Below are 12735 nucleotides of genomic sequence, written 5' to 3' on the forward strand. Positions count from 1 at the left end.
GGAATTCAACGGAGTGTGTGCCCGATCGCAGGCGTCCGGGAGCTACTATGCAACGCGTCGCCCCGGTCGGTTTCCCCCGTAGCCGCCGGGGCGGCGCCATGCCTCCCGCCGCTCGCGCCCCGACCGCCCGCGGCTGTGCTCCAATAAGCGGCGTGACTGACCCGACCGGCCCCGCCGAACCCGCTCCTCAGTACGACGCCGACCTCGACGCGGTCGGCGTCGGCCCCTGGGAGGGCCCGCTGCCCGAGGACGAGCGCTACGACCCCGAGCTGCTGCGCCTGGGCGACCGCCGCAATGTGGTCGACGCCTACCGGTACTGGACCCGCGAGGCGATCGTCGCCGATCTCGACGAGCGCCGCCACGACTTCCACGTCGCGATCGAGAACTGGCAGCACGACTTCAACATCGGCACCGTCGTGCGCAACGCCAACGCCTTCCTCGCCAAGACCGTCCACATCGTCGGCAAGCGCCGCTGGAACCGGCGGGGCGCGATGGTCACCGACCGCTACCAGCACGTCGAGCACCACCCCACCGTCGAGGCGTTCGTCGCCTGGGCCGCCGCCGAGGGGCTCGCCGTCGTCGGCATCGACAACCTGCCCGGCTCGGTCCCGATCGAGACGACCTCGCTGCCGCGCAACGCGGTCCTCGTCTTCGGCCAGGAAGGCCCCGGCCTCTCCGAGCCGGTGCGCGAGGCCTGCTCGATGGTCTGCTCCATCACCCAGTTCGGATCGACCCGCTCGATCAACGCCGGCGTCGCCAGCGGCATCGCCATGCACGCCTGGGTGAGGGAACATGTGTTCGAGCAGCGTCCCGTCTGAGAGCGCCTCCCGCAAACCGTCGGCAATCCGACCCCCGCAGGGGTCGCGCACTGTCGCATCCCGGTGGCACTCTGGAATGGAGCACCCACGTGCTCCGGAGTCCTGCGGGCTCGCCGCCGCGTACGCCATGGGGGCGTTCGCGAACGCTCGGTGTCGGATACCTGACGCTTCCATGGGGTTACGGAGGGCGTTACGCCTACATTGAGCCAATGGCAGGTTACTTGGGGTAAGCTCCCGGTGGTACAAGCGAATAGGTTGAATCCGCTGGTAGATAGGCGGAGTCGGGCGAAAGTGGAGCCATCGCGTTACGCTGATCCCGGCATTGGGCCGCTCGGTTCGCACCGGTTGGGGCCCAGAACAAAACTGAAAGCCGAGTCATGCTCGTACGGTAGACTCGTGCCAGCCTGCGCCAGACGAACGATCGGCCAGGACCCTTGACGGGAGGGGTGAGGAAGTTGAAGAAGTTTCTGACTTGGGGCGGACTTGCGTTCCTGGTGTTCTTTGTGGCCTTCAGGCCGGGTGAAGCCAGTGACGTGGTCGGGAACCTCGCTGGCGGAATCCTCGATGCCGCAAACGGCTTCGCGGCGTTCTTCACGAACCTCGTGACCTGATCGCGACGGCACTATGACCGATTCCGGTGCAGGCGGCTCGGGGGACAACAAGGACACCGAGCCGCTCGAACCCCCCGCTCCCCGCGCCCCCTCCGACAGTCCCGCCCCGGGCGCGGCACCCACGCGCGAATTCACCTTCCCTCCGGGAACGGCCGGATCCGCGCCGGCGACCGCCGCGAGCGACATCGACGGCGTTCGCTTCGACGACGGCCTCAACAGCGGACTCAGCGGCGGCGGCCTCCTCGGCGGCGTGCGCGCTCCGTCCGTGCCCGACGTCCCATCGCCGATCTCCGCCCGCTACCTCTTCCCGACCGAGAAGTACCGCGGCGAATGGCGGCGGCACTGGATCCACCTCATGCCCTGGTACGTCGTCGGCACGCTGGCGACCTTCATCATGGGCCTGATCTCCGGCATGCTCGCCAAGTCGGGCGTCGACAACACCGCGCTCACGGTCACCGTGCTCGTATGGCTGCTCATCCTCGGCTTCGTGGGCTGGAAGATCCTCGACTGGTACATGGACCGCTTCATCCTGACCAACAAGCGGATCATGCTCATCCAAGGGGTCATCACCCGCTCGGTGGCCATGATGCCGCTCGGCCGCGTCACGGACATGAAGTACTCCCAGACGCCCATGGGCCGCATGCTCAACTACGGCGAGTTCATCATCGAGTCCGCCGGCCAGGACCAGGCACTGCGGAACGTCCCGCACCTGCCGAACCCCAACGAGCTCTACCTCCAGATGTGCGAGGAGATGTACGAGCCCGAGGCGGTCGACGAACGCGAGGCCGAACCCGAAGAGGACCTCATCCCCGAAGCCGAGCCCGCGCCCAAGCCCGCCGAGGCCTAGCGCCGGCCCTCTTCACCGTCCGCACACCCGCCGACACCGTCGGCGGGTGTTCTTCGTCCTGGTCATGGCCTGAATCGCCGCTATGGGTGCCCGGCCCCAAGGGGTTGCACCTACTTCGTATACTCAGTTTGTATCCGACTCTCGGTTGCCAGGAACACCCATCTCTTGGCAGAATTCCGCCCGGTGGAGCAACCGCCCGCCGGGGTGATGTCGTCTGTTCTTCGACCCCCCCAGGGAGACTCGTGAGCGAGATCAAATCGTCCCAGGACGAGGAGTTCCGCGAGTACGTGGCGGCTCGCTCCGCCGCGCTGCACCGTGCGGCGTATCTCCTTACGGGGAACTGGGCTACAGCGGAGGACCTGGTGCAGACGACCTTGACGAAGACCTACCTGGCGTGGAGCCGGATCAGGACGACTGATTCGGTCGACGCCTACGCCCGCCGCATCCTCTACAACACCAACGCCTCCTGGTGGCGCAAGCGGTCCAACCGCGAGAAGCCCACCGAGGTGTTCGAGGACCGGGTGGACCACTCCCGCGACTTCACCGAGCACTCGGCGGTGCGCGACGCCATGTGGCGCCACATCGCCGCCCTGCCCAAGCGCCAGCGCGCCGTCCTCGTCCTCCGCTATTACGAGAACCGCACTGACCAGCAGATCGCTGACATCCTCGGGATCTCGGTAGGTACCGTCAAGAGCCAGGCCTCCCGCGCGCTCGCGGGCATGCGCAAGCGTCTCGGCACCCCGTCCGCCGCGCTCGGCCTGACGATGGAACCGAGGAAGGCGGCATGAGCGACGACATAGAAGCCCTCCTGCGCAGCGGGATGGCCGAACGGGCCGGCGCTGCGCCCACCGTCGACGACCCCGGACTGGCCGACCTGGCCATCGCCGGGGCCGGGCGACTGCGCCGCCGCCGACGCGTGGCCTCCGCCGCGGGGGGCGCGGGGCTGGCCGTGCTCGGCGCGGCGGCGTTCGTGTGGAACCCGTGGATCGGTTTCGGCGACGGCGACCGCGACCAGATGGCGGCGGACACGAGCACCGTCGAGGTGCAGGACGAGTTCGCCATGGAGTTCGTGGTCTACGAGGACGAGGCGTACCACGTGTTCAACGAGGACGGCGACACCATTCCGCTCGACGTCGACGAGCCGACGAGCGACGTCTACAAGCTCTCCACCGCGTACCTGTGGGAGACCGAGACGGAGGTGTGGACGGCCAGCTTCGACGGCCAGTCCGGGACCGCCGTCGAGCGGCCTTCGGCCGAGACGTCGATCGACGTCAACGGGGCCGGCGACCAGTACCTGATGTACACCCCGAGTACGGATTACTCGATGTCGGACTACGAGGTGACCAACCTCTCCAGCCCCGACCTCAGCGAGACCGCCACCTTCACGACGAGCGCGGTGATGACCCTCGAGGACTGGGACGCGAGCACCGTCGTGTTCACGACCGACCTGCACTCGAGCGCGGCGGGCGAGTCCGGCGAGTGGTACTTCAACTCGGAGTACGACTTGGGCTTGGAGGCGGTGAGCGCCGCCGGGTACGAGTCGGCCGTGCTCGTCGACACGACCGACCCGAACTTCGTCTGCGTCTCCGACCTCGACGCCGCCGGGACCGCCAGCGGTGGCGAGCAGTGCGGGCTCATCGACGACGAGGAGGTCCAGGCGCAGATCGACGTCGCCTCCGGCAGGAACTCGGACCCGGTCCCGCTCGTCCAGGGCGTCGTCGAGTCGTACTCGTTCGACACGATGATCGAAGTCCCGGAGCTCGACCTGGGGGAGTACGAGGGCGAGTACAACAACGCCTCGTCCATCTGGAGCGATCCGAAGGGCGAGTGGGAACTCGCCGGCAACCCGGGCGACGAGACGTGGATCCTCATCGACTCGTCGGGCGAGACGCCGGTGGTGTCCGAACTCGAGGTGCCCGAGGGCGCGGTGCAGCCGGTGCTGAGCTACACCTAACACGCGTGGTCGAATCCGGGGCTGTGACCTGGCGGACTTGACATACTCGCTGCGTGGGTGGAATCGAGTACTTGCTGACGGTCATGGTGACCCTCTTCGTCATCATGGACCCTCCGGGGATCGTGCCGATCTATCTAGCCCTGACCGGGACGATGGATCAGCGCGAGCGCAACCGGGCCGCGCTCCAGGCGACGCTCCTGTCCCTGGGCGTGATCTCGCTGTTCGCGCTGCTCGGTCAGCAGATCATCAGCTACCTCCACATCGACCTCGAAGCGCTGCAGGGGGCGGGCGGGCTGCTGCTCCTCCTGGTCGCGCTGCAGCTGCTGACCGGTCAGGCCGACGAGCCGTCGGGCACGGCCACGTCGAACATCGCGCTGGTGCCGCTGGGCACGCCGCTGCTCGCCGGGCCGGGCGCGATCGTGGCGGTGATCCTGTTCGTGCAGCAGGCGCCGTCCCGTGTGGACTACCTGTGGATCGCGCTGGCGATCGTGGTGATCCACTTCGCGATCTACTTGGTGATGCGGTATTCGGGGTTCCTGGTGAAGATCCTGCGGCGCGGCGGCATCGAGGTGCTGACGCGGATCGCGGGCGTGCTGCTGGCGGCGATCGCGGTGCAGCTCATAGCGGATGCTGTGATGGGCTACGTCGAACTCTTCGAAAGTTCTGCTGGAGCTTCCGCCTGGTGATTGTTTAGGGTTCAATAAACCCATGCCGACGATTCTCAATCTGCCCCTGCACCCGCTGGTGGTGCACGCCCCGATCATCTTGGTCGGACTCCTCGTCCTGGGCGGCGTCGCCTACGTGCTGATTCCCCCGCTGCGCCAGCGCATCGGCTGGGCCGTGGCGGCCCTCGTGCTGGTGTCGCCCGCATCGGTGTTCGCCGGGATCATGACCGGGCGGCAGCTCGCGGACTACAACGAACCGAACGGCTGGTCCGCGGCGGTCTCGCAGCACCACGACTACGCGTTCTGGCTCTTGTGGACACTGGTGGCCCTGGTGCCGGTGTGGTTCCTGTTCGCCGGCCTCGACCGGGGGCGGCGCGCGGCGCAGGCCCGCGACGGCGAGGCGCCGGCGGCCGCGGCCGACGAGGACGGTGAGACCCCGGCGGGCTCCTCGGACCCGGCGTCGGGCGGGCGGAAGGTCGTCATGTTCATCATCGGGCTGGTCGCGCTGGCGCTGCTGCTGCTGGCGGCCTGGTGGCTGTTCAAGACCGGGCACGCGGGCGCCGAAATGACCTGGGGCGGCCTGGTCCGGTAGGAGACGTACGACGGCCCCGGCCGGGCGGATGCCCGGCCGGGGCCGTTCGCGTTCGCTAGGCGGCGCTGAGGAGGCCGACGATGAGGACGGTGAACATGAGCGCCACGCCGATCAGCGTGATCCAGTGGGTGACGAGACGGGCGCGCTGCTCGGCCGCGTCGATCGCGTCGTGGTCCTGCGGGGGCAGTGGCCGGGGATCGCTCGGCAGCGCCACGGCCTCGACCCGCCAGCCGGGTGGCGGCGGCACGTTGACGGGCGGGCCGTCGTACTCGTTGCGGTCGCTCATGCGGGAAGCCTAGCGCTGGCGGGCCGTGCGGCCCCCGAGGTCGGGTGCGGCGGATCGGAGCGCCCCCGATATAAGGGTGGCGCGGGGGTGTGACAGTTTCGGCGGCTGTCCGGGTTGTCCCGCACCTGAGGTCGGGTGTGGCGGAACGGAGCGCCCCCTGAATCAACGATGTCGCGGGGGTATGACGAAAAGCGGCTCGGCCGGTGTTCCTCGATCGAGGAACACCGGCCGAGCCGTTCGTGTTGCCTGGCGCTTATTCGGCGCTCGTCTGGCGGTCGTTGTCGCCCGTGGGGCGGCGGCGACGGCGCCGGCGGCGGGCCGGGGCGTCGCCGTCGGCGGTCGAGGCGCTGTCGGCGGGCGCAGCGGCGTCCTTGACGGCGCGCGGGGCCTGCACCTCGGCGCCTTCGCCTTCGGTGCGGATGCGGCGGCGCTGGCGGCTGCGCGGGGCCTTGGCCTCGGCGTCGCCGGCGGGCTCGTCGGCGGTGGCGCGTTCGCTCGAGGAGCGCTCGCCGCGCCCGCCCGAGCGGCCGCCGCCGCGGCGGTCGCTGCCGCCCCGGTTGCGGTCACTGCGCCCACGGCCCCGGCCGCGGCCGGACTTGCGGCTGTCGCCCTCGACGTTCTCCTCGCGCTCGGCGCTGAGGCCGTCGCGCTTGCGGAGCTCGCTCGGGAGCGCCGACGGCGCCCCTTCGGGGATGTCCAGGTCCGTGTACAGGTGGTCGGACGTGTGGTACGTCTCGACCGGCTCGCCGAGGTCGAGCTTGTTGGCCTTGACGATGATCTTCCAGCGCGGCAGGTCCTCCCACGTGAGGAAGGTGATCGCCGTGCCGGTGGCGCCCGCGCGGCCGGTGCGGCCGACGCGGTGCACGTAGGTGTCGGCGTCTTCGGGCGCGTCGTAGTTGATCACGTGCGTGACGTCCTGGACGTCGATGCCGCGCGCGGCCACGTCCGTCGCCACGAGCACGTCGATCTTCCCGGAGCGGAAGGCCCGCAGGGCCCGCTCGCGGGCGTTCTGGCCCAGGTCGCCGTGAACGGAGCCGACGGCGAAGCCGCGGAAGTCGAGTTCGTCCGCGACTTTCTGTGCGGCGCGCTTGGTGCGGCAGAACAGGATCGTCAGGCCGCGTTCGCGGGCCTGGAGGATCCTGGCCGTGACTTCGACCTTGTTCATGGAGTGGGTCATGTAGACCAGCTGGCGGGTGTTGTTCGCCGCTTCGATGTCCGGGGCGCTCACGTCGGCGGCGACGGTCATCGGCCGGTGCATGTGGCGGCGCGAGAGCGACATGATCGTGTCGGGCATCGTCGCCGAGAACAGCATCGTCTGGCGCTCCTCGGGGAGGAGCTTGAGGATCTTCTCGACGTCCTCGGAGAAGCCGAGGTCGAGCATGCGGTCGGCCTCGTCGAGCACGCAGTGCGCGATGGCGTCGAACTTGATGTGCTTGGACTTGTGGAGGTCCAGCAGCCGCCCGGGGGTGCCGACGATGATCTCGACGCCCGTCTTGAGCGCCTCGACCTGGGGCTCGTACGCGCGGCCGCCGTAGATCGGGAGGACCCGGATGCCGCGGGTCTTGCCCGCGTCCTCGAGGTCGCGGGCGACCTGGAGGCCCAGTTCGCGGGTGGGGACCAGGATCAGCGCCTGCGGCTTGCCGCTCGCGCCCTCTTCGGCGGAAAGGATCCGGTCGATGATCGGCAGGCCGAACCCGAAGGTCTTGCCGGTGCCGGTGGGGGCGCGGCCGATGATGTCCAAGCCCCGGAGGGCGATCGGGATCGCGTACTCCTGGATGGCGAAGGCCCGCTCGATGCCAAGCGCCGCAAGCGCTTCGACGGTCTCTTCTCGCACGCCCAGCTGGGCGAAGGTCGGCCCTTCGTTCTTGGGCCGGTCGTTGTTCACTTCGTTCACTCTGTTCACCTCGTGGCGGAGGACGTCACCAGATCCGGGGAACTCGGCGCCACATTCATTCTCGTCATACAGCGGCGACGACCGCCGGATTCGGGAAGTCGCCGCTTCGCAGGAGCGGCCCGGCGCCTGACGCCGGTACCGCGTTCGAGGACCGCTCTCGTACCGCCGAGCCCGCGTTGCCGATAGGATTCGCGCGCTTCGTCGAGGGGACTGCCACCAGATGGCCGCGGTCGCTCCCGTCCATCGTACGCCCTGGACGCACCTCTGTCTCGATGCGACGCTGCGATCACGCCCCCGGCGACCCTCGCGAGTCGGGCATTTCACACTGTCGTGGTCCGGCCCGCCCCGTCGGGAGACCCTGCCGACCTGCGAAGACGCATGCGGCGGTTCGGTTCCCGACAACCCCGCGAAGGCGAAGGCCGCTCCGGGCCAGTGGTAACCTGCCCCCGTGTCCGAGACAACTGATCCCGCCGCGCCGACCGACGAGCCGACCCCCGCCCCCGCGGCCCCGAGCCGCGAGGCCGTCATCGATCTCCTTGGGCTGCTTGCCCTCGGCGAACTCCTCGCGTTCGAGCGGATGGTCTACGACGCGCGCCTCGCCCCCGACCTCGGCCGCCGCGCCGCCCTCTCGGAGGCGGCCGTGGGTGAGATTCGCAACTACCGGCGCCTCGCCGACCGCCTGCAGGAGCTCGGCGCCGACCCCGGCGAGGCCATGGCGCCGTTCAAGGAGGCCTTCCGCTCCTTCGACGCCTCCACCTCGCCCCGCGACTGGCTCGAGGCGCTGGTGAAGGTCTACCTCGGCGACGCCGTCGCCGACGACTTCTTCCGCGTCGTCTCCGCCGGCCTCGAGGACGAGGACCGCACCCTCATCGAGACCGTGCTCGCCGAGACCGGCGCCTCCGACCTGGCCGCCGCCGAGATCCGCGCCGCCGTCGAGTCCGACCCCGCCGTCACCGGCCGCCTCTCGCTGTGGGCCCGCCGCCTCGTCGGCGAAGGCATCAACCGCGCCCAGGGCGTGGCCGCCGCCAACGAGCGCCTCACCGGCATCATCGTGGGCGACGGCGGCACCCTCGACGCCCTGTTGCGCCGCCTCACCCGCGCGCACCAGGACCGCATGAAATCCGTCGGCTTGAACAACTGACGCTCGGCTCGTGTACGGCTCGCAAGCATCGCCGAGGCTGTCACGCAAGGGGCGTTACCGAATCGAGATGATTCGGCCGCAACTGGACCCTTCGCTCCACGCGTCTTGGCGGTGGAGGAGGACACAAACATGCGGCTCAAGAAAAGCCATGTCGTCAGCGGGGTGCTCGCCCTAGCGCTGATCGGCGCGACCGGCACCGCCTGGTACTTCGCGATGCAGGCCCAGACCCCGGCGCAGCGCGCCGAAGAAGCGGCCGAACCCGAGGACAGCGTGATCACCGTCCGGGTCGACCAGGACCAGCTGATCGAGACACTCGAATTCGACGCGGTCTTCAACCGCACCGGGGACTTCAGCGTGCCCGCGCCCGCGGCGCCCGAGGGCATCGAGACCGCGCTGGCCTCGAAGATCCCGCTCGAAGTCGGCGACGAGGTCAAGGCCGGAACGGTCATCCTGGAGGTCTCCGGCCGCCCGATGATCGCCCTCGAAGGGGACGTGCCCGCCTACCGGGACCTCACCGAAGGCGACACCGGGCCCGACGTCAAGCAGCTGCAGCTCGCGCTCCAGCAGCTCTACGGCACCCCGCAGACCGGCACGTTCGACGCGCGCACCGTTGCCGACGTCAAGAAGCTCTACGACAACGTCGGCTACGACCACGCCACCAAGTCCGAGGAGGTCGCCTCCGAGGACACCGGCGAAGAGGACACCGCCGGCGGCGACGAGGGCGCCGAAGGCGACACCGGCGGGGACGAGAACACCGGCGGCGGCCAGGCCGCCACCGTGGAGCGCGTCGTCGTGCCCTCCTCGGAGGTCGTGTTCCTGCCCGACCTGCCCATGCAGGTCAGCAAGATCAACGCCCAGCAGTCCGCGCCCGTCGGCACCGACCAGCCCGTGATGGTGCTCGCGTCCGGCGACTGGAAGCTCGAGGCCAAGCTCGACGAGGAGACCGCCGCCGAGCTGTCCAAGGACGGGGTCGAACTCGAGTTCGGGGACGGCCCCATGGAGGGCCAGGAGGTCGGCGAGTTCGAACTCGAGGTCCGCGAAGAGGCCGCCGAGAGCGAAGACGGCGGCATGTACCCGGGGGAAGAGGGCGAGGAGCAGACCCAGGAGGTCACGTACGCCGTCTTCGCGTTCGACGCCGAGAAACTCGAAGAAGTCGAAGAGCTCGTCCCCGAAGAGGAGCAGGAGGTCACCCTCGTGAAGGCCCGCTCGGCCGAAGACGCGCTCATCGTGCCGCTCTCGGCCCTGTGGACCGACGGCGAGGGCCGCACCATGCTCACCGTCGTCGAAGGCGAGGACCGGAAGGAGCGCCACGTCGAGGTCGAGGTCACCCTCCGCCACGACGGCCGGGGCGTCGTCGAGCCCGTCGAGGGCGAACTCGCCAAGGACGACGAGGTCGTGATCGCCTGGCGCGACCGGGAAAACGCCTGATGGCCCGCGAGCGCCGCTCCCCTGAGACCGACACCGAGCTCCTGGACTACATCGCCCCGGAGGACGGCTCGGTCGCGGCCGAACCGCAGGGGCGCAGAGGCCGCCGCGCCGCCAAGAAGGCGGCCAAGGCCGACCTGAAGGCCGAACGCGCGGCCGCCAAGGGCGAGATGCCGAAACGCCAGGGCCGCTTCGGGGTCCGCAGCATGGGCATCGCCTACGAGGCCTTCCAGTCCCTGCGCGGGCGCTCCATGCGCACCTGGATGACCGCGATCGGCATCGCCCTCGGCATCGCGGCCACCGTCGCCACCGTGGGCCTCTCGTCCACCTCGGCCGCGGCCATCGCCGAGCGGTTCGACGCCACCGAGGCCACCCAGGTCACCGTCTCGTTCTCCAACAACATGCGCGACGCCGGCTTCGCGCCCACATTGGACTCCAGTGAGCGGGTGCGCGGGATCAACGGTGTCGAGGACGCCGGGATCTTCTGCGCCTCGGCCGAAGAGCGCCAGGCCTCCCGCACCGAGCACCAGGACTACCTGCGCGACGTCCCGGTCTTCGGCATGGAACCGGGCGCCATGGAGGCCTTCGGCTTCACCTTCGTGGAGGGCGCCGCCTTCGACGAAGGGCACGTCGCACGCGACGACCGCGTCGCCGTGATCGACGAGTCCGCCGCCCGCGACCTCGGCTACGCCTCGCTCGAAGGCGGTCCGATGATCTACCTCGACGGCGAGGAGTACGCCCTCGTCGGCGTCTACACCGCGCCCGAAGGCGAAGCCAAGCTCACCGGCGCCGTCATCATCCCGCCCACGCCCTGCATCAGCGCCGACCCCGAGTTCGCCGCCGCGCAGGTCTTCATCCGCACCGACCTGGGCGCCGCCGAGAAGGTCGCCGAGACCGCGCCGACCGCGGTCTTCCCCGAAGGCGTCGACAACCTCTCGGTCAACAAGCCCTCGGACCTGGGCAACTTCCGCAAGGGCGTGGAGAACGAGATGCAGGCCCTCCTGCTCGGCCTCGCGGGCGTCTCGCTCGTCATCGGCGCCGTCTCGGTCTCCAACACCGCGCTCGTCTCGGTCATGGAGCGCCGCAGCGAGATCGGCCTGCGCCGCGCCGTCGGCGCCGCCCGCCGCGCCGTCGCCATGCAGTTCGTGTGGGAGTCCACTTTGATCGGACTCATCGGCGGACTCTTCGGCACCGTCCTCGGCGTCAACGTCACCGCGTTCGTCTCGCTCTACCGCGACTGGCAGATCGTCTTCGACCCGATGCTGTTCGCCGCCGGGCCCGTCATCGGCGCGGTCGTCGGCGTCGTCGCCGGCGTCTACCCGGCCTGGCGCGCCAGCCGCATCCCGCCCGCGGTCACCCTCCGGGCCTGAGGGGCGGGGGGGGCGGCGCCGCGGGGGGGCCGGGCGGCCCCCGCCCCGGGGGTGCCCGCCACGCCCCCAGCCTCGTTAGTCCCCGGTGAGACTCACCGAGAACGCACGGGACCTGTTCCTGCCCGCCGCCTGCGCCTCCTGCCGGAGCGCGCCGGCGGCGGGCAGCGGTCTGTGCGCCGACTGCACCGCCGACCTGCTCGCCCTCCGCCCGCTCCTCGCCGCCCCGGCCGTGCGCACCGCGCCGCCCGTCGTCGCGGGCGGACCCTACGCCGGGGCGCTCGCCGAAGCCCTCAACGAGTACAAGGAGCGCTCGCGGCGCGAACTCGCCCCCGCGCTCGGGGCCGTCCTCGCCCGGGCGCTGGCGGTCGCGGCCGCAGAAGTCCCCGACGCCGTCCTCGTCCCGATTCCGCCCACGCGCGCCGCCCGTCGCGCCCGCGGCTTCGACCACGTCGCCACCGCCTGCGCCGGCCACGGCGACCTCCACCGGGTGCTGCGTGCCCGGCCCCGGCCCGACTCGGTGGGCCTCGCCCCGCGCCAGCGCGCCGCTGCGGCCGCCGCGAGCCTGCACGCCGTCCCGCGCCGCCTCGCGGCCCTGGCGGCGACCGGCCGCCCGGTGATCCTCGTGGACGACATCGTGACGACCGGCGCCACCCTCGACGCCGCCGCCCGGGTGCTGCGGGGCGCGGGAGTGCGGGTGCCCGCCGCCGTCACGGTGGCCGCCGCATAGTGGGGCCGGAGTGGTTCATGTGGCGGTACCGGCGGGTACCCCTCCCGGTGTCGGCAAGGCGACAGGCCGCGTGCGCCCCCTTCGTCCGCGAACGCGAGCCGCATTCGCCAGTCCGCGCGATTTCGCGCGGGCGTGCCCATTCGCATTGGAGAATTCCGGTAGCCGAAGGGTCGACTTTCGGTGAGTGAAGCGTTAGTCTCGAAATCTCAGATCGGTAACGAGACGACAGAGGTCAGATGGCCGAAAGGTGAACGCCCCCAATTCCAGTGGTGCGGAATCCCTGGTCGTTCCATCCGTGAGAGGAGGTCGCTCCTTCCGCCGTACCGGACCATCGGCTCCGGACCCAGCATGCACAACTTCGTTCGCATCCCGCCGTCGCAGAGCAGGATGCACCTGGGAGGTTCA

13 protein-coding genes are annotated in these 12735 nt (G+C 70.2%); 11 read left to right on the top strand and 2 right to left on the bottom strand.

Annotation, left to right across the window (positions count from 1 at the left end; translation table 11 throughout):
• Nucleotides 1-98: 98 nt before the first annotated feature.
• From J5V16_RS14255 to J5V16_RS14285, 7 genes are all read left to right on the top strand, one after another.
• Complete coding sequence (locus J5V16_RS14255) at nucleotides 99-818, top strand: TrmH family RNA methyltransferase (protein ID WP_208497017.1); 720 nt, start codon at nucleotides 99-101, stop codon at nucleotides 816-818.
• A gap of 455 nt (nucleotides 819-1273) precedes the next feature.
• Entirely contained in the window at nucleotides 1274-1429 is a 156-nt protein-coding gene (locus J5V16_RS14260) for a hypothetical protein (protein WP_205326815.1), read from the top strand.
• 13 nt (nucleotides 1430-1442) lie between these two features.
• Nucleotides 1443-2276 carry a PH domain-containing protein gene (locus J5V16_RS14265; protein WP_208497018.1) on the top strand — a complete coding sequence of 278 codons (834 nt, stop codon included), beginning with the start codon at nucleotides 1443-1445 and terminating at the stop codon, nucleotides 2274-2276.
• A 242-nt stretch (nucleotides 2277-2518) separates the two neighbouring features.
• A complete protein-coding gene (locus tag J5V16_RS14270; RefSeq protein WP_208497019.1) occupies nucleotides 2519-3064 on the top strand; it encodes a SigE family RNA polymerase sigma factor in 546 nt (181 codons plus the stop codon).
• Nucleotides 3061-4230, top strand: a complete 1170-nt coding sequence (locus J5V16_RS14275) for a hypothetical protein (RefSeq protein ID WP_208497020.1) — start codon at nucleotides 3061-3063, stop codon at nucleotides 4228-4230. Before J5V16_RS14270 ends, J5V16_RS14275 begins: the two co-directional genes overlap by 4 nt.
• A gap of 62 nt (nucleotides 4231-4292) precedes the next feature.
• Nucleotides 4293-4916 (top strand): MarC family protein, encoded by a 624-nt coding sequence (locus tag J5V16_RS14280; RefSeq protein WP_408612458.1) that lies wholly within the window; start codon nucleotides 4293-4295, stop codon nucleotides 4914-4916.
• Between the two features lie 22 nt (nucleotides 4917-4938).
• A complete protein-coding gene (locus J5V16_RS14285; protein ID WP_208497021.1) occupies nucleotides 4939-5487 on the top strand; it encodes a hypothetical protein in 549 nt (182 codons plus the stop codon).
• Nucleotides 5488-5542: 55 nt separating this feature from the next.
• Here the strand turns inward: J5V16_RS14285 and J5V16_RS14290 are convergent, their stop codons facing one another.
• Both J5V16_RS14290 and J5V16_RS14295 read right to left on the bottom strand, forming a co-directional pair.
• Nucleotides 5543-5773, bottom strand: coding sequence for a hypothetical protein (locus tag J5V16_RS14290; protein WP_208497022.1), 231 nt, complete (start codon nucleotides 5771-5773; stop codon nucleotides 5543-5545).
• A gap of 253 nt (nucleotides 5774-6026) precedes the next feature.
• On the bottom strand, nucleotides 6027-7676 hold the full coding sequence (locus tag J5V16_RS14295; protein WP_408612454.1) for a DEAD/DEAH box helicase: 1650 nt from the start codon (nucleotides 7674-7676) through the stop codon (nucleotides 6027-6029).
• 439 nt (nucleotides 7677-8115) lie between these two features.
• Here J5V16_RS14295 and J5V16_RS14300 point away from each other — a divergent pair, with 439 nt between their 5' ends.
• The 4 genes from J5V16_RS14300 to J5V16_RS25510 all read left to right on the top strand — a co-directional run bounded on the left by J5V16_RS14300 (nucleotide 8116) and on the right by J5V16_RS25510 (nucleotide 12330).
• Nucleotides 8116-8808, top strand: a complete 693-nt coding sequence (locus tag J5V16_RS14300; protein WP_208497024.1) for a ferritin-like fold-containing protein — start codon at nucleotides 8116-8118, stop codon at nucleotides 8806-8808.
• A gap of 129 nt (nucleotides 8809-8937) precedes the next feature.
• Nucleotides 8938-10236 (top strand): hypothetical protein, encoded by a 1299-nt coding sequence (locus tag J5V16_RS14305; protein ID WP_208497025.1) that lies wholly within the window; start codon nucleotides 8938-8940, stop codon nucleotides 10234-10236.
• Nucleotides 10236-11603: an ABC transporter permease gene (locus J5V16_RS14310; RefSeq protein WP_208497026.1), complete on the top strand. Its 1368-nt coding sequence runs from the start codon at nucleotides 10236-10238 to the stop codon at nucleotides 11601-11603. The genes J5V16_RS14305 and J5V16_RS14310 overlap by 1 nt, the downstream gene beginning before the upstream one ends.
• 85 nt (nucleotides 11604-11688) lie before the next feature.
• Entirely contained in the window at nucleotides 11689-12330 is a 642-nt protein-coding gene (locus tag J5V16_RS25510) for a ComF family protein (protein ID WP_208497027.1), read from the top strand.
• Nucleotides 12331-12735: the final 405 nt, after the last annotated feature.

It is taken from the genome of Glycomyces niveus (genome assembly GCF_017592475.1).
Taxonomy (GTDB): Bacteria; Actinomycetota; Actinomycetes; order Mycobacteriales; family Micromonosporaceae; genus Glycomyces; species Glycomyces niveus.

Coding starts and splice junctions, on each gene's coding strand:
- J5V16_RS14310 (WP_208497026.1), top strand. CDS start 10,236: ATGGCCCGCGAGCGCCGCTCCCCTGAGACCGACACCGAGCTCCTGGAC.
- J5V16_RS14275 (WP_208497020.1), top strand. CDS start 3,061: ATGAGCGACGACATAGAAGCCCTCCTGCGCAGCGGGATGGCCGAACGG.
- J5V16_RS14255 (WP_208497017.1), top strand. CDS start 99: ATGCCTCCCGCCGCTCGCGCCCCGACCGCCCGCGGCTGTGCTCCAATA.
- J5V16_RS14265 (WP_208497018.1), top strand. CDS start 1,443: ATGACCGATTCCGGTGCAGGCGGCTCGGGGGACAACAAGGACACCGAG.
- J5V16_RS14305 (WP_208497025.1), top strand. CDS start 8,938: ATGCGGCTCAAGAAAAGCCATGTCGTCAGCGGGGTGCTCGCCCTAGCG.
- J5V16_RS14290 (WP_208497022.1), bottom strand. CDS start 5,773: ATGAGCGACCGCAACGAGTACGACGGCCCGCCCGTCAACGTGCCGCCG.
- J5V16_RS14285 (WP_208497021.1), top strand. CDS start 4,939: ATGCCGACGATTCTCAATCTGCCCCTGCACCCGCTGGTGGTGCACGCC.